Here is a 16,050-nt window from a genome sequence, read left to right on the forward strand (position 1 = left end):
CGGGCAACAACGATGAAGATGGCGAAGGGGATGTCGTTCGACTGGCGTGGGCTGCTGCCGTTGGCGGCGGGCACGCTGCTGCTGCTGCTGGGATTGTTCTGCGGCTGGCAGGCGTGGTTGATCGCGGACGAGGGACAGGCGGCGGCACGCGTGCATGTCGCCCAGGATCAGGCGGTGAAAGCACTGGCGCAGGAGCTTGCCACGCAACGTGCCACGGTGACCGCTGCGGTGGCCACGCTGGATCCGGCCGTGGCCATGCAGGACCCGGCGCAGGCCACCGCCACGTTGCGCCAGCGTCTGCCCCAGGCGCAGGCGCTGGAGCTTTACAGCGGCACGCTCAATGAAGTGCTGCACGCCAATTACCGCGAATTCGGTTACGCCAAGGCGGCGCAGTTGATGTCGGCGCAAACGGCCGATGGCACGCCGCCGGCGCAGAGCGTGTCGCACGGCGGCAGTGATCGACGGCTCAGTCTCGTCGTGCCCCTGGGTGCCCCGGATCGGGCGCAGGGCTGGGCCTGGGTCGAGTTGCCTTTTGCGCCGTTGCGCCAGCGGCTGGATGCGATCGACCCGGCTGGCGGCCGCCTGGATCTGCGCCAGGGCGATGAGCGCGGCGACATGCGCCTGCTTTCCCACGGCGCCGCCTCGGCCGAAAGTGAAACGGGCGGCAAACCGGTGCCCGGAAGTGCGTTCAGCGTCGGCGCCGCCCTGCCGCGCGCATTCATCGTGCTGCCGCATTCGGTGCTGCTGGCCGCCTTGCTGGCCCTGTTCGGCCTGGGCGCGGGAGCGTTCCTGCTGTGGCGGCGCACGCGCTCGGTGGTCGAAATATCATCCGAACCCGAGGAGCCAGTAGTGCCCACAGAAATTCCCCAGATTGTCCGCGAGCCGGCGAAGGTGGCGGCCCCGCCGACAGCGCCGGCGCGGTCCGGCGGTGACGCCAGGGCTGCCGTGGATCCTTCCATTTTCCGCGCGTACGACATCCGCGGCATCGTCGGCAAAACCCTCAGCCGCGACGTGGCGCATCTGCTGGGGCAGGCGATTGGCAGCCTGATGCGGGAGCGGGATCTGCACGAGATAGTGGTCGGGCGCGACGGGCGGCTGTCCGGGCCCGAGCTGGCTGGTGCGTTGTCGGATGGTTTTCGCGCGGCCGGCATCGACGTGATCGACATCGGCGCGGTGCCCACGCCGGTGGTCTATTTCGCCACCTTCCATTTCGAAACCGGCTGCGGCGTGGCGGTGACTGGCAGCCACAACCCGCCCGACTACAACGGCTTCAAGATCATGGTCGGCGGCGAGACGCTGGCCGAGGATGCGATCCAGGACCTGTACCAGCGCATCGCCAGTGGCGCGCTGGTGGCCGATGGCCAGGGCGCTTATCGGCATGTGGACGTGGTCCCCGACTACATCGATCGGATCACCTCCGACGTGCAGGCCGAGCGCAGCCTGAAGGTCGTGGTCGACTGCGGCAACGGTATCCCCGGCGCGCTGGCGCCGCAGGTGCTGGAGGAGATCGGCTGCGAGGTGATTCCGTTGTATTGCGAGGTGGACGGCACCTTCCCCAACCATCATCCCGACCCGTCCGAGCCGTCCAACCTGCAGGACCTCATCGTCTCCGTGCAGAAGTCCGGCGCGGATCTGGGCGTGGCGTTCGACGGCGATGGCGACCGGCTTGGCGTCGTCACCCGCACCGGCGAAATCATCTATCCCGACCGCCTGCTGATGCTGTTTGCCCGCGATGTGCTGTCGCGCCAGCCCGGCGCCACGATCATCTACGACGTCAAGTGCACCGGCCACCTGAAAGGCCAGATCCTGGATGCCGGCGGCAGCCCGCTGATGTGGCGCACCGGCCATTCGCTGATCAAGGCCAAGATCCGCGAGACCGACGCGGAACTGGCCGGCGAAATGAGCGGCCATTTCTTCTTCAAGGAGCGCTGGTTCGGCTTCGACGACGGCATCTACGCCGCCGCGCGGCTGCTGGAAATCATTGCCGGTGACGCGCTGGGGCGTTCGCCGGACGAGATCTTCGCCACCTTGCCCAAGGGCGTGTCGACCCCCGAGCTGAAGGTGGAAATGGTCGAGGGCCGCAACTACCGCTTCATGATGAATTTCCGCGCCAAGGCGGCTTTCGAAGGGGCCACGCTGATCACCATCGACGGCGTGCGCGCCGACTGGCCCGATGGCTGGGGCCTGGTGCGGGCATCCAACACCACGCCGGTGCTCGTGCTGCGTTTCGACGCCGACAATGCCGCGGCGCTGCAACGGATCCAGGACGTGTTCCGTGAGCAGATGCTGGCGGTCGATCCGTCGTTGCAGCTGCCGTTCTGATCCGCCTGCCGCCCGCCGTGGCTACGGTTCCGGCGGCGCGTCCTCGGCGGCCTTGAGCTCGCGATAGCGGGCCAGCTGCTTCGCCTGCGCGGCCACGGTGCTGTCACGCTCGGCCTGCTGTCGGGCCAGAGCATTGCGCTGCATTGCCACCACGTTGCGCTGCTTGGAAATGTTGTCCGCCATGAACTTGGGCACCGGCTGCTTGGCCTGCTCGAGTTCCGCGGCGCGGTCGAGCAGGCCGGTGAGCGCCTTCTCCTGGCTTTGCAGGTTGATCCGCGTGGTGCGGATCTGCTGGTCGAGGGCGTCGACCGTTTGCTGCAGGGACATCTTGTAGGAGGCCTCGTCCGGGTAGGCGCTCATCATCTGCGCCTCGGCGCGGGCGACGTCCTGGCGTGCGCGCTCCTTCGCCGCGGCTTCCTTCGCCAGCTTGTTGGCCACCACGCGCTCGGCGGCGGTCAACTGGCGCGGCACCCGCTGCACCACCATGCCGCGATCGTTGACCACGTCGTAGCCGGCCTTCATCGCCTCGGCGGTGAGGCTGTCGCTGTAATGCGGCAGACCCTGGGGGTCGACCCACTTGTAGCGGTTGCCATTGGCTTTCTGGGCGTGCGCGGCCACGCCAGCCAGCAACGTGCCCGCGATGATGACTGACAGAAACTTGCGCATGAATCCCCCCTTTGCGGGCCAGTATAGCGGTGGCGATTGCGCGGGCGGCGGTGGACAGGGGCCTCGCCGTCACGTTTTCGAGTACGAAGCGGCGGTTTCGCCACCGGCGGGTGGTTGCTTCGTTGGGGATGCTTTCACAAACCTTGTGACGACGATTGCACGCCGTAGCGTTCGCGATAGCTCAGCAGACGGCCATGCTCGGCGGCCAGCTGCGGTTGTTCGCCCGCGTACGCCAGTACGTCGTCCAGGCTGGTGATCGCGATCACCGGGATGCCGTGGTCGGCGGCGACTTCCTGCGCGGCAGAGCGCTCGCCCTGGCCGCGCTCCTGCCGATCCAGCGCGATCAGCACGCCGGCGGGCGTGGCGCCCTGGGCACGGATCAGGGCCAGCGATTCGCGCACGGCGGTGCCGGCGGTCATCACGTCGTCCACGATCAACACGCGGCCTTTCAACGGCGCGCCCACCAGGGTGCCGCCTTCGCCGTGATCCTTCGCCTCCTTGCGGTTGTAGGCCCAGGGAAGATCGCGCTGATGCTGGTCTGCCAGCGCGATGGCGGTGGCCGCGGCCAGGGCGATGCCCTTGTAGGCGGGGCCGAACAGCATGTCGACCTGAAGTCCCGAATTCACCAGGGCATTGGCGTAGGCGCGGCCGAGCTGGGCCAGCGCGGCACCGGAATCGATCCGGCCCATGTTGAAGAAGTACGGGCTGAGGCGGCCTGATTTCAGGGTGAATTCGCCAAAGCGCAGCACGTCGCGCGCCAGGCTGAGTTCGATGAAGTCGCGCTGGTAATCGTGCACGGGCGGTCTCGCGGCAGGAAGGTCAGGGGAGGGCGCGCAGCAACAGTTGCTGTGGCCCGCAACGGCCGCCATGGTAGCGCGCGCCGCCGTCGACGAAGCCGGCGCGTTGGTAGATCCGGGTGGCGGCGCGGTTGTCGCAGTCGACGGTGAGCACCAGCAGCCGCGTGGCCGGATGGCGCACGGCCAGATCCTCCAGCAGCAGGGCGACGGCGCGCGCGCCCAGCCCGCGGCCTTGCCAGTCGGCATCCACGAACAGCGAGCGCAACCCGCGCGCCGGCTGCGCGAAATCGCGGCCGGCCACGCTGCGGGCGCTCGCGTCGATGCGGTAGTAACCGATGGGCGTGTCGCCGCGCATGATCGCCATCGGCTCGCTGCCCGGGCATTGCGTCACGTCGGCAAGCAGGTCGGCCATGGCGCCGACGCGATAGCGTTGTGCCGGCCGCACACGCAGGCGCAGCATTGCGCGATGCAGCGACGGTTCCACCGGCATTACGTGCAGGGCGTCCGGTGGCGTTGCCGCGGCGTCACGGTTGTTATGATCGGGGATCACTTTCGGGAGATTCCATGCGCATCATCAGCCTCAACGCCAACGGTATCCGTTCGGCCGCCAGCAAGGGCGTGTTCGAATGGTTGCGCGACCAGAACGCCGATGTGGTATGCCTGCAGGAAACCAAGGCGCAGGAGCATCAACTGACCGATCCCATGTTTCGCCCCGACGGCCATCACTGCTTCTACCGCGACGCCAGCAGCAAAAAAGGCTACAGCGGCGTGGCGATCTACGCCAGGCGCGAACCGGACGAGGTGCTGACCTCGCTGGGCTGGGACGAATTCGACAACGAGGGTCGCTACATCGAGGCACGGTTCGGCAACCTGTCGGTCGTGTCGCTGTACTTTCCGTCCGGTTCCTCCGGCGACGAGCGGCAGCAATTCAAGTTCAAGGCGATGGAGTGGATCACGCCGATTTTCGACGCGTGGCTGAAGAGCGGCCGCGACTACGTGATCTGCGGCGACTGGAACATCGTGCATACCAAGAACGACATCAAGAACTGGAGCTCCAACCAGAAAAACTCTGGCTGCCTGCCGCAGGAACGCGCGTGGCTGGATCTGTTGTTCCTGCAGCGCGGCTGGGTCGACAGCTTCCGTTCGATCCGGCCCGAGGCGGTGGAATACACCTGGTGGTCCAACCGCGGCCAGGCGCGCGCCAACAACGTGGGTTGGCGCATCGACTACCAGGTGTGCACGCCGTCGCTGCGCGAGCGGTTGCTGGACTGCTCGATCTATCGCGACCAGCGCTTCTCCGACCACGCGCCGTATATCGTGGATTACGCGGACTGATCAAGCCGAGGCGCGAACGTCGACCTCGGCGATGGCGCGGTCGACCAAGCCGCGGTGCATCATCCAGGCGAACAATGCCACGCCCGGCAGCGCGACGATGGTCGTCATCAGGTAGAAATCCACGTAGCCCATGCTCTGGATCAGGCCGCCGGCCGTGGTGCCGGTCACCAGCCGGCCCACCACGGACGCGGCAGCGGACAGCAGCGCGTATTGCGATGCCGTGTAGGAGAGGTTGCACAGCGCCGACAGATACGCCACCACGACCACGCCACCGATGCCGCTGGCGATGTTTTCAAAGCCGATCGTGAACGCCAGCATGTCGTTGTTGTGGCCCATGTGCGCCAGCACGGCAAACGACAGGTTCGACACCGCCATCAACACCAGGCTCAACAGCACCGCGCGCTTCATCCCCAGCCGCACGTACAGCATGCCGCCGATGAAGATACCGATAAGGTAGGCGACAAAACCGAAGCCCACGTCGTAAGTGGCGATTTCCTCGTTGCTGAAGTGCAGGTCCTGCAGCAGCAGGCGCACCGTGAGGTTGGCCAGCGTGTCGCCGATCTTGTGGATCAGCACGAACAGCAGCACCAGCCACGCGCCGCTGCGGCGGAAAAATTCCGCCAGCGGCCCCACTGCCGACGACAGCGCCACACCCAGGCCCTTCACCGGAATGGGGTCGCGGTGGCGGGCCGGCTCGCCCAGCCAGAACCCCACGAACACGGCCGGCAGCACCAGGAAAGCGCACAACGTATACGCCAGCGCCCAGCCCGATGATGCAGCCACCAGCAGCGCGATGGCGCCGGCGCTCACCGAACCGATGCGCCAGCCGTACTGCGACATGCCGGAGCCGACGCCCAATTGCCGTGGTTGCAGTATCTCGATCCGGTAGGCGTCGATCACGATGTCGAACGTGGCGCCGGCCACCCCGACCAGCACGGCCGCCAGCGCCACCGTCTCAAGACTGGCCTGCGGGCTGACCACACCCAGAAAAACCACCGACGCCGCCACCGCCAGCGCCGTCAGCCACAACCACGAGCGGCGCTGGCCGTACCTGCCCAGCAAGGGCAGGCGCGCCCGATCCACCACCGGCGCCCACAGGAATTTCAGGTTGTAGACCAGAAACGCCAATGAAAACGCAGTCACGCTGCGCTTGTCGATGCCGTCCTGGGCCAGCCTCGTGGTCAAGGTGGCGCCGATCATGGCGTACGGAAAACCGGACGACATCCCCAGCAGCAGCGCACCGATCGGCGCGGGCTCCAGATAGGGTTTGAGCGAGGCGAGAATGCCCGGGGAGCCACGCGAGGCTGAGTTGGTCATGGACCTATGCTAACCAGCTGGCGCGTCGTTGGCGGGCGCCGCGTGCAACGCACCCAATACCCGCAGCCCGCGTGCGCCGGTAACCGCCGGCAGGTTGCCCGGCAGCCCCAGTACGCGCTGCCGCGCCAGCCAGGCAAAGGCGGTGGCTTCCAGGTAATCCGGATCGACGCCTTCGCGCGCGGTGCTGAACAACGCGCGCGGCGCCAGCAACTCGGTCAAGCGACGCATCAGTGCGCCGTTATGCACGCCGCCGCCGCAGGCCAGCACTTCGCCGGCGCTCGCGGCGTGCTGGTCGATCGCCGCCACCACGCTGCGCGCAGACAGCTCCAGCAGCGTTGCCTGCACGTCGGCGGGGTCGATCGCTGCCTGTTGCAGATGGCCGTCCAGCCACGCCAGGTGGAAATACTCGCGTCCCGTACTCTTGGGCGGCGCCAGCGCGAAATAGGGATCGTCGAGCAATGCCTGCAACAGGGCCGGGTGGACGCGGCCACTGGCGGCGAATGCGCCGTCACGGTCATAGGCTTCGCCGCGGTGACGCTGGCACCAGGCGTCCAGCAGGCCGTTGGCGGGGCCGGTATCGAAGCCAAGAACGCTACCGTCGGCGCCGAGCACGGTGATGTTGGCGATGCCGCCCAGGTTCAACACGACGCGTGCGCGGCCGGGGCGTCCCAGCAACATCGCGTGCACGGCCGGCAGCAAGGGCGCGCCCTGGCCACCGGCAGCCACGTCGGCGCGACGAAAGTCGGCCACCACATCGATGCCGCAACGCTCGGCAATGACGGTGGGGTCTCCTAGTTGCAGCGTGAAAGGGTGGGGGCCGGCGGGCCGATGCCGCATGGTCTGGCCGTGCGATCCGATCGCCCGGACATCACTAGCCGTGGTGCCGCTGTGCTGCAGAAGCGCCAGCGCGGCGTCGGCGAAACAGTGCCCGATCCGGACGTCGAGACGTCCAAACGTATCCAGGTCCAGGGGTTCGTTGCCTTGCGCCAGCGCCAGAATCTGCGCACGCAAGTCCGCGGGCCACGGTAGATTGTGTGCCGCCTGCAGATGGGGCTTGCCTTCTGAAAAGCGGACCAGCGCCGCGTCGATGCCATCGGCGCTGGTACCCGACATCAGGCCCAGGTAAAGGGCCTTCTCGCTATCCATGGGGCGTCGCAGGTCAGCTGTCGGAGTTGCGGGTGGGTTTGTCGCTGCGCGCCAGCCGCATGCGCGAATCAAGCGCTTCCAGGCGAGCCAGCTGGGGCTTGACGACCTGTGCCTTGAATTTGGCCAGCTGCGCGGCAGGCAACGGCTCGGGTTGCGGCAGGGTCACGGTTTGCGGATTGCGCTGCACGCCGTTGACGCGGAATTCGTAGTGAAGATGCGGGCCGGTGGCCAGCCCGGTCATGCCGACGTAGCCGATCACTTCGCCCTGGCGCACGTGTTCGCCCACGTGCTGACCCTTCACGAAACGCGACATGTGGCCATACGCCGTACTGATGGTCTTGCTGTGCTGGACCACCACGAAGTTGCCGTAACCGCGCTCCCAGCCGTGGTACTTGATCACGCCATCGCCCGCAGCGTGGATGGGCGTCCCGCTGGGTGCGGCGTAGTCGACGCCTTTATGCGCGCGCATGCGGCCAAGGACCGGGTGCATGCGTGCGGTGGTGAACTTGGACGAGATGCGGGTGAAATCCACCGGAATGCGCAGGAAGGATTTCTCGATCGGCCGCCCGTCTTCGCTGAACCAGCCGAACTCGCCATTGGCCTTCTTGAACCGGTAGGCGGTGTAGCGCTTGCCCTGGTTGACGAACTCCGCGGCAATGATGTCGCCGTGGCCGTAGCGCTGGCCATCGCGGTAGACGTCATCGTAAATCACGGTGAAGCGGTCGCCCGCGCGCAGGTCCTGCACGAAATCGATGTCGTACTTGAACAGGTTGGCGAGCTTGCCGACCATCGCGGCGTCCATGCCGGCCTGGCCAGCCGAGGCATAGAGACTGCTGCTGATGACGCCATGGGCGATCTGCTCGCGCACGTCCATGTCGCGCTTCTGGATGGCCAGCGTGGGCTGCACGCCATCGAATCGAATGGTTGCGCGGCTGGATGCGTCTTTTTCGAAACGGAAGCCGTCGAGGCTGCCGTCGTTATCCAGCAGAAAATCGAATTCCTGCCCCGGCCGGATGCTGTGCAGCGCGCTGCTGGCGCCGCCGGCGGCGTCCATCACCGTTTGCAGGTCACTCATGCTGAGGCCGCGGTCGGCGAAGATGTCCGACAGCGTCTGCCCGGGTTGTACGCGCACGGATTGCCAGTTGTCCTGTTCCGGCGCGGCGATGCGGGGCGTGATTTCGGGTACGGCGAGCGGCAGCAGCGCGTGAACTTCAGGCAGTGGCGACGGGCGCATCGCACTGGCCCAGGCGGGCATGATGAAGCCGGAAAGCAAGGTGATCAGCATGGCCGTTCCGGCCAGCACCCAGCGTTCCCGGTGCCACGAAATCGGTTCCACTTCACCGCTGCGGTTGAACGACCAATGCGCACAGCGCTCGTAGAAGTGGGAATGCCGCTGCTGTGCCTTTCGGCAAATGGCTTGCCTGCGCGCGAGACGCGCCCCCCGATTGTCTTCTGCCATGCCGTGCGCCCCGCGGTACAAAGTAACAAACTGCGCGTACCATAGCGGCCATGTGTAAATGGCGTCAACGCCTTTCCCATCAAGGGTTTGCGCGACATTTCTGGTTAACGCACAATTAACGCGAGCAGCACGGTCGGCGACGACTGCGGCTTGCCCCCAACGATCCATCAGAGAGGAATACATGAGCGAGCTGGAGCAGGCGCTGGCCACGATTGCGCGTGGCGCGGATGAAATCATCAAACGGGAGGATCTGGCCGAACGGCTGAAAAGCGGGCGTCCGCTGCGGATCAAGGCCGGCTTCGATCCCACGGCGCCGGACCTGCATCTGGGTCATACCGTGTTGTTGAACAAGATGCGGCAGTTTCAGGACCTGGGCCACCAGGTGATTTTCCTGATCGGCGACTTCACCGGAATGATCGGCGACCCCACCGGCAAGAACATCACCCGCAAGCCGCTGACCCGCGAAGACGTGCTGGCCAACGCCGAGACCTACGCCGAACAGGTCTACAAGGTGCTCGATCGGGAGAAGACCGAGCTGCGCTTCAATTCCGAATGGTTCGGCCAGATGTCGGCCGCCGACATGATCAAGCTCGCCGCGCAGCACACGGTGGCGCGCATGCTGGAGCGTGACGACTTCACCAAGCGCTACGCCGCGCAGCAACCGATCGCCATCCACGAATTCCTCTATCCCCTGGTACAGGGCTATGACTCGGTGGCGCTGAAAGCCGATGTCGAGCTCGGCGGCACCGACCAGAAATTCAACCTGTTGATGGGGCGCGCGCTGCAGGAACACCACGGCCAGCCGCCGCAGATCGTGTTGACGATGCCGCTGCTCGAAGGCCTCGATGGCGTCAACAAGATGTCCAAGTCACTGGGCAACTACATAGGCATCGACGAGCCGGCCATCGACATGGTTACCAAGACCATGAAGATCGGCGACGAGCTGATGTGGCGGTGGTTCGAACTGCTGAGCTTCGATGTGTCGCTGGATGAGCTGGCGCGGATGAAGAGCGATATCGCCAGCGGCGCGCTCAACCCGCGTGATGCGAAGCTGCGCCTGGCTCGCGAACTGGCCACGCGTTTCCATGGTGCAGCAGCGGCGGAACAGGCCATTGCCGGCTGGCACGCGGTTGTGCGCGGCGAAGGCGATACATCGTTGCTGCCCCAGACCGAGTTGTCCGTGCCCGCCGAGGGCTTGCGCCTGGCAGCGCTGCTCACGGCGGCAGGCCTGACCGCTAGCAACTCCGAGGCCAGCCGCAAGCTTAAGGAGCGCGCCGTGCGCATCGACGCCGAGGTGGTTGAGGATGCGCAGCGCTCCTTCGAGCCAGGTTTCGAAGGCGTACTGCAGGTAGGCAAGCGAAATTTCGCCCGGGTGAAGCTCGTTCAGGCCTGACAACCACGCCCCCCCGGGCTCGCCGGGCGCGTGAAGCTTGCGTGGTTGGAAAGAAATATTTTCAGCCACGCCAGTGACTTGCTGAACATTCCCGCTATTTCTCTCAACAATCGCTTGCCAAATTTCATCCAGCTCGTATTATTCGCGTCCCGCAGTCGCCCAACGTCGCAAGACGGACCGCCGGGACCTCGAAAAAAGCTTCAACGAGGGTGTTGACGGTAAGGAAAAGCGATGTAGAATGGGCGGCTCACCTAGGRCGAAACGTCTTGGGGCGGTACCGGGAAAACCGGTGCCAAGCGAACGATCTTTGACAGTGTGCGCAGGTGAATTGTGTGGACGTCTTGTGTTGAATGGGTCACNCGAAACGTCTTGGGGCGGTACCGGGAAAACCGGTGCCAAGCGAACGATCTTTGACAGTGTGCGCAGGTGAATTGTGTGGACGTCTTGTGTTGAATGGGTCACGACCTGTCCAAGCAATGCAAGCGTCCCACCAAGAAAAAAGTCAGTAATGAGTTTTGATTGGTTGGGAACATACGCTTCAGAAAGATAGATCATCTTCGGATGGTCGAAAACTTAAGTGAAGAGTTTGATCCTGGCTCAGATTGAACGCTGGCGGCATGCCTAACACATGCAAGTCGAACGGCAGCACAGRGGAGCTTGCTCCTTGGGTGGCGAGTGGCGGACGGGTGAGTAATGCATCGGGATCTACCCTGACGTGGGGGATAACCTCGGGAAACCGGGACTAATACCGCATACGTCCTACGGGAGAAAGCGGGGGACCTTCGGGCCTCGCGCGGCAGGACGAACCGATGTGCGATTAGCTAGTTGGCGGGGTAATGGCCCACCAAGGCGACGATCGCTAGCTGGTCTGAGAGGATGATCAGCCACACTGGGACTGAGACACGGCCCAGACTCCTACGGGAGGCAGCAGTGGGGAATATTGGACAATGGGCGAAAGCCTGATCCAGCAATGCCGCGTGTGTGAAGAAGGCCCTCGGGTTGTAAAGCACTTTTATCAGGAACGAAATACCACGGGTTAATAACCTATGGGGCTGACGGTACCTGAGGAATAAGCACCGGCTAACTTCGTGCCAGCAGCCGCGGTAATACGAAGGGTGCAAGCGTTAATCGGAATTACTGGGCGTAAAGGGTGCGTAGGCGGTTGTTTAAGTCTGTCGTGAAATCCCCGGGCTCAACCTGGGAATGGCGATGGATACTGGGCAGCTAGAGTGTGTCAGAGGATGGTGGAATTCCCGGTGTAGCGGTGAAATGCGTAGAGATCGGGAGGAACATCAGTGGCGAAGGCGGCCATCTGGGACAACACTGACGCTGAAGCACGAAAGCGTGGGGAGCAAACAGGATTAGATACCCTGGTAGTCCACGCCCTAAACGATGCGAACTGGATGTTGGTCTCAACTCGGAGATCAGTGTCGAAGCTAACGCGTTAAGTTCGCCGCCTGGGGAGTACGGTCGCAAGACTGAAACTCAAAGGAATTGACGGGGGCCCGCACAAGCGGTGGAGTATGTGGTTTAATTCGATGCAACGCGAAGAACCTTACCTGGCCTTGACATGTCCGGAATCCAGCAGAGATGCAGGAGTGCCTTCGGGAATCGGAACACAGGTGCTGCATGGCTGTCGTCAGCTCGTGTCGTGAGATGTTGGGTTAAGTCCCGCAACGAGCGCAACCCTTGTCCTTAGTTGCCAGCACGTAATGGTGGGAACTCTAAGGAGACTGCCGGTGACAAACCGGAGGAAGGTGGGGATGACGTCAAGTCATCATGGCCCTTACGGCCAGGGCTACACACGTACTACAATGGTCGGTACAGAGGGTTGCAATACCGCGAGGTGGAGCCAATCCCAGAAAGCCGATCCCAGTCCGGATCGGAGTCTGCAACTCGACTCCGTGAAGTCGGAATCGCTAGTAATCGCGGATCAGCTATGCCGCGGTGAATACGTTCCCGGGCCTTGTACACACCGCCCGTCACACCATGGGAGTGGGTTGCTCCAGAAGGCGTTAGTCTAACCGCAAGGAGGACGACGCCCACGGAGTGGTCCATGACTGGGGTGAAGTCGTAACAAGGTAGCCGTATCGGAAGGTGCGGCTGGATCACCTCCTTTCAAGAAATGACGGCGTGAGTCACTCACGCAAGACGTCCACACAAGACACCTGTACTTCACGCGACATCCTGTCGCGAAGAGCGTAGATCAAGACCGACCATCCATGGTCGGACTCTTCATCAACAGCGGCTTCGAATCTGGGCCTAGGCAGTTTGTCCAGGTAGCTTTGCTCGCGGGTTCTGGGGTTCATCCTTCATGGGTCTGTAGCTCAGGTGGTTAGAGCGCACCCCTGATAAGGGTGAGGCCGGTGGTTCGAGTCCACCCAGACCCACCATTATGCCAAGGTTTCCTTGGGGCCTTAGCTCAGCTGGGAGAGCACCTGCTTTGCAAGCAGGGGGTCGTCGGTTCGATCCCGACAGGCTCCACCAAGGTTCGATCAGGCGCGTGAAGTATCAGCACACACAAGATTTGTTGAAATCATCCGGCATTGAGGCCGGTATGATGTTCTTTGAAAACCCATAAACGAGTGACAAGCGTCTTGGTTCGAAACCGAACCGAGGCAAGTGTTAAGGCACGAAAACGAAGTAACTTGGCTGCACCTGAAGAGGGTGTATGCCCCGAGGCGACTTGGGGTTATATGGTCAAGCGACTAAGCGTATACGGTGGATGCCTTGGCAGTCAGAGGCGACGAAGGACGTGGCAGCCTGCGAAAAGTGTCGGGGAGCTGGCAACAAGCTTTGATCCGGCAATGTCCGAATGGGGAAACCCACCGCGCAAGCGGTACCGTGCACTGAATACATAGGTGTACGGGGCGAACCCGGGGAACTGAAATATCTAAGTACCCGGAGGAAAAGAAATCAACCGAGATTCCCTGAGTAGCGACGAGCGAACGGGGACTAGCCCAAAAGCACATTATGTTTTAGTCAAACGGGATGGAAAGCCCGGCCATAGATGGTGATAGCCCAGTCGACGAAAAGGCATTTTGTGTGAAATTGAGTAAGGCGGGGCACGTGAAACCTTGTCTGAACATGGGGGGACCATCCTCCAAGGCTAAATACTACTGACTGACCGATAGCGAACTAGTACCGTGAGGGAAAGGCGAAAAGAACCCCGGAGAGGGGAGTGAAATAGACCCTGAAACCGTATACGTACAAGCAGTGGAAGCCCGCAAGGGTGACTGCGTACCTTTTGTATAATGGGTCAGCGACTTACTGTCTGTGGCAAGCTTAACCGTATAGGGGAGGCGAAGAGAAATCGAGTCTGAATAGGGCGCATAGTCTCAGGCAGTAGACCCGAAACCGAGTGATCTATCCTTGGCCAGGTTGAAGGTGCGGTAACACGCACTGGAGGACCGAACCCACATCTGTTGCAATAGATGGGGATGAGCTGAGGATAGGAGTGAAAGGCTAAACAAACTCGGAGATAGCTGGTTCTCCTCGAAAGCTATTTAGGTAGCGCCTCGGACGAATCTTCCTGGGGGTAGAGCACTGTTATGGCTAGGGGGTCATCGCGACTTACCAAACCATGGCAAACTCCGAATACCAGGACAGACTATCCGGGAGACACACGGCGGGTGCTAACGTCCGTCGTGAAAAGGGAAACAACCCAGACCCGCAGCTAAGGTCCCCAAGTCATGGCTAAGTGGAAAACGATGTGGAAAGGCATAGACAGCCAGGAGGTTGGCTTAGAAGCAGCCATCCTTTAAAGAAAGCGTAATAGCTCACTGGTCGAGTCGGTCTGCGCGGAAGATTTAACGGGGCTAAGCCATGCACCGAAGCTCGGGGTGTGCACATTTATGTGTACGCGGTAGAGGAGCGTTCCGTAAGCCTGTGAAGGTGTGTTGTAAAGCATGCTGGAGGTATCGGAAGTGCGAATGCTGACATGAGTAACGATAATGGGGGTGAAAAGCCCCCACGCCGAAAGCCCAAGGTTTCCTCGCGCAACGTTCATCGGCGCAGGGTGAGTCGGCCCCTAAGGCGAGGCAGAAATGCGTAGTCGATGGGAAGCAGGTTAATATTCCTGCACTTTTCTATAGTGCGATGTGGGGACGGAGAAGGTTAGGTCTACCGGGCGTTGGTTGTCCCGGGGAAAGGCGGTAGGCATGGGTCTTAGGCAAATCCGGGACCCTTTATGCCGAGCACCGAGACGAGTCCTATTTTGGACGAAGTGACTGATACCACGCTTCCAGGAAAAGCCACTAAGCTTCAGCTATAGAAAAACCGTACCGTAAACCGACACTGGTAGGCAGGGTGAGAATCCCAAGGCGCTTGAGAGAACTCGGGTGAAGGAACTAGGCAAAATGGCACCGTAACTTCGGGAGAAGGTGCGCCCATTGACGTGGTCACGTGCGTGACTGAGCGTCGATGGGTCGCAGTAACCTGGCCGCTGCGACTGTTTATCAAAAACACAGCACTCTGCAAACACGAAAGTGGACGTATAGGGTGTGACGCCTGCCCGGTGCTGGAAGGTTAATTGATGGGGTCAGCCGCAAGGCGAAGCTCTTGATCGAAGCCCCAGTAAACGGCGGCCGTAACTATAACGGTCCTAAGGTAGCGAAATTCCTTGTCGGGTAAGTTCCGACCTGCACGAATGGCGTAACGACAGCGGCGCTGTCTCCACCCGAGACTCAGTGAAATTGAATTCGCTGTGAAGATGCAGCGTTCCCGCGGCAAGACGGAAAGACCCCGTGAACCTTTACTATAGCTTTACATTGAACGTTGAGTTCTTCTGTGTAGGATAGGTGGGAGGCTTTGAAGTGCAGGCGCTAGCTTGCATGGAGCCATCCTTGAAATACCACCCTGAAGTGCTTGACGTTCTAACCTCGGCCCGTTATCCGGGTCAGGGACCATGTATGGTGGGTAGTTTGACTGGGGCGGTCTCCTCCCAAAGAGTAACGGAGGAGCACGAAGGTACGCTCAGCGCGGTCGGACATCGCGCACTGTGTGCAAAGGCATAAGCGTGCTTGACTGCGAGATCGACGGATCAAGCAGGTACGAAAGTAGGTCTTAGTGATCCGGTGGTTCTGTATGGAAGGGCCATCGCTCAACGGATAAAAGGTACTCCGGGGATAACAGGCTGATACCGCCCAAGAGTTCATATCGACGGCGGTGTTTGGCACCTCGATGTCGGCTCATCACATCCTGGGGCTGTAGCCGGTCCCAAGGGTATGGCTGTTCGCCATTTAAAGTGGTACGCGAGCTGGGTTCAGAACGTCGTGAGACAGTTCGGTCCCTATCTGTCGTGGGCGTTGGAGATTTGAGGGGGGCTGCTCCTAGTACGAGAGGACCGGAGTGGACGTTCCGCTGGTGTTCGGGTTGTCATGCCCATGGCATTGCCCGGTAGCTATGAACGGAAGTGATAACCGCTGAAAGCATCTAAGCGGGAAGCACGCCCCAAGATGAGATCTCCCGAGAGCTTGACTCTCCTTAAGGCACCATCAAGACCAGGTGGTTGATAGGTCAGGTGTGGAAGTGCAGCAATGCATGGAGCTAACTGATACTAATGAGCCGTGCGGCTTGACCATATAACCCCAAGACGCTTCGTGTGTCCTTGGCAT

The 16,050-nt window shown here is 62.1% G+C and carries 9 protein-coding genes, 2 tRNA genes and 2 rRNA genes; 7 read left to right on the forward strand and 6 right to left on the reverse strand.

The annotated features are described in order from the left end of the window. Positions 1 to 12 precede the first annotated feature (12 nt). A complete protein-coding gene (locus ASD22_RS17050) occupies positions 13 to 2,322 on the forward strand; it encodes a phosphomannomutase/phosphoglucomutase (RefSeq protein ID WP_056083886.1) in 2,310 nt (769 codons plus the stop codon). A gap of 21 nt (positions 2,323 to 2,343) precedes the next feature. Here ASD22_RS17050 and ASD22_RS12770 read toward each other — a convergent pair whose 3' ends face one another. From ASD22_RS12770 to ASD22_RS12780, 3 genes are all read right to left on the reverse strand, one after another. After that, a complete protein-coding gene (locus ASD22_RS12770; protein ID WP_056083889.1) occupies positions 2,344 to 2,988 on the reverse strand; it encodes a DUF4124 domain-containing protein in 645 nt (214 codons plus the stop codon). A 134-nt stretch (positions 2,989 to 3,122) separates the two neighbouring features. Further along, positions 3,123 to 3,785, reverse strand: coding sequence for an orotate phosphoribosyltransferase (gene pyrE / locus ASD22_RS12775; protein ID WP_056083892.1), 663 nt, complete (start codon positions 3,783 to 3,785; stop codon positions 3,123 to 3,125). Between the two features lie 22 nt (positions 3,786 to 3,807). Then, complete coding sequence (locus ASD22_RS12780; RefSeq protein WP_056083895.1) at positions 3,808 to 4,335, reverse strand: GNAT family N-acetyltransferase; 528 nt, start codon at positions 4,333 to 4,335, stop codon at positions 3,808 to 3,810. Between the two features lie 14 nt (positions 4,336 to 4,349). On the opposite strand from ASD22_RS12780, the gene ASD22_RS12785 reads away from it, so the two are divergent. After that, positions 4,350 to 5,120, forward strand: a complete 771-nt coding sequence (locus ASD22_RS12785; protein WP_056083898.1) for an exodeoxyribonuclease III — start codon at positions 4,350 to 4,352, stop codon at positions 5,118 to 5,120. Here ASD22_RS12785 and ASD22_RS12790 read toward each other — a convergent pair whose 3' ends face one another. The 3 genes from ASD22_RS12790 to ASD22_RS12800 are packed head-to-tail and all read right to left on the reverse strand — an operon-like array spanning position 5,121 to position 9,042. After that, entirely contained in the window at positions 5,121 to 6,437 is a 1,317-nt protein-coding gene (locus ASD22_RS12790; protein ID WP_056083901.1) for an MFS transporter, read from the reverse strand. Between the two features lie 9 nt (positions 6,438 to 6,446). Beyond that, positions 6,447 to 7,583, reverse strand: coding sequence for an anhydro-N-acetylmuramic acid kinase (locus tag ASD22_RS12795; protein ID WP_056083904.1), 1,137 nt, complete (start codon positions 7,581 to 7,583; stop codon positions 6,447 to 6,449). Positions 7,584 to 7,596: 13 nt separating this feature from the next. Continuing rightward, a complete protein-coding gene (locus tag ASD22_RS12800) occupies positions 7,597 to 9,042 on the reverse strand; it encodes a peptidoglycan DD-metalloendopeptidase family protein (RefSeq protein WP_056083907.1) in 1,446 nt (481 codons plus the stop codon). A 181-nt stretch (positions 9,043 to 9,223) separates the two neighbouring features. On the opposite strand from ASD22_RS12800, the gene tyrS reads away from it, so the two are divergent. The 5 genes from tyrS to ASD22_RS12825 all read left to right on the forward strand — a co-directional run bounded on the left by tyrS (position 9,224) and on the right by ASD22_RS12825 (position 16,017). Then, a complete protein-coding gene (tyrS, locus tag ASD22_RS12805) occupies positions 9,224 to 10,435 on the forward strand; it encodes a tyrosine--tRNA ligase (RefSeq protein ID WP_056083912.1) in 1,212 nt (403 codons plus the stop codon). 574 nt (positions 10,436 to 11,009) lie between these two features. Then, a 16S ribosomal RNA gene (locus ASD22_RS12810) occupies positions 11,010 to 12,554 on the forward strand. 197 nt (positions 12,555 to 12,751) lie between these two features. Further along, positions 12,752 to 12,828: transfer RNA gene (locus ASD22_RS12815), tRNA-Ile, on the forward strand. A gap of 18 nt (positions 12,829 to 12,846) precedes the next feature. Continuing rightward, positions 12,847 to 12,922: transfer RNA gene (locus ASD22_RS12820), tRNA-Ala, on the forward strand. A 211-nt stretch (positions 12,923 to 13,133) separates the two neighbouring features. After that, positions 13,134 to 16,017: ribosomal RNA gene (locus ASD22_RS12825) — 23S ribosomal RNA — on the forward strand. Together the 16S and 23S rRNA genes with 2 tRNA genes alongside form the textbook arrangement of a ribosomal RNA operon. Positions 16,018 to 16,050 lie beyond the last annotated feature (33 nt).

Origin of the sequence: Rhodanobacter sp. Root480, assembly GCF_001426645.1 — a bacterium.
Taxonomy (GTDB): domain Bacteria; phylum Pseudomonadota; class Gammaproteobacteria; order Xanthomonadales; family Rhodanobacteraceae; genus Rhodanobacter; species Rhodanobacter ginsenosidimutans.

Bases quoted from the DNA above. Each gene is read 5' to 3' on its own strand.
- ASD22_RS17050 (WP_056083886.1), top strand. From the start codon at position 13: ATGAAGATGGCGAAGGGGATGTCGTTCGACTGGCGTGGGCTGCTGCCG.
- ASD22_RS12770 (WP_056083889.1), bottom strand. From the start codon at position 2,988: ATGCGCAAGTTTCTGTCAGTCATCATCGCGGGCACGTTGCTGGCTGGC.
- ASD22_RS12785 (WP_056083898.1), top strand. From the start codon at position 4,350: ATGCGCATCATCAGCCTCAACGCCAACGGTATCCGTTCGGCCGCCAGC.
- ASD22_RS12790 (WP_056083901.1), bottom strand. From the start codon at position 6,437: ATGACCAACTCAGCCTCGCGTGGCTCCCCGGGCATTCTCGCCTCGCTC.
- ASD22_RS12795 (WP_056083904.1), bottom strand. From the start codon at position 7,583: ATGGATAGCGAGAAGGCCCTTTACCTGGGCCTGATGTCGGGTACCAGC.
- ASD22_RS12800 (WP_056083907.1), bottom strand. From the start codon at position 9,042: ATGGCAGAAGACAATCGGGGGGCGCGTCTCGCGCGCAGGCAAGCCATT.
- tyrS (WP_056083912.1), top strand. From the start codon at position 9,224: ATGAGCGAGCTGGAGCAGGCGCTGGCCACGATTGCGCGTGGCGCGGAT.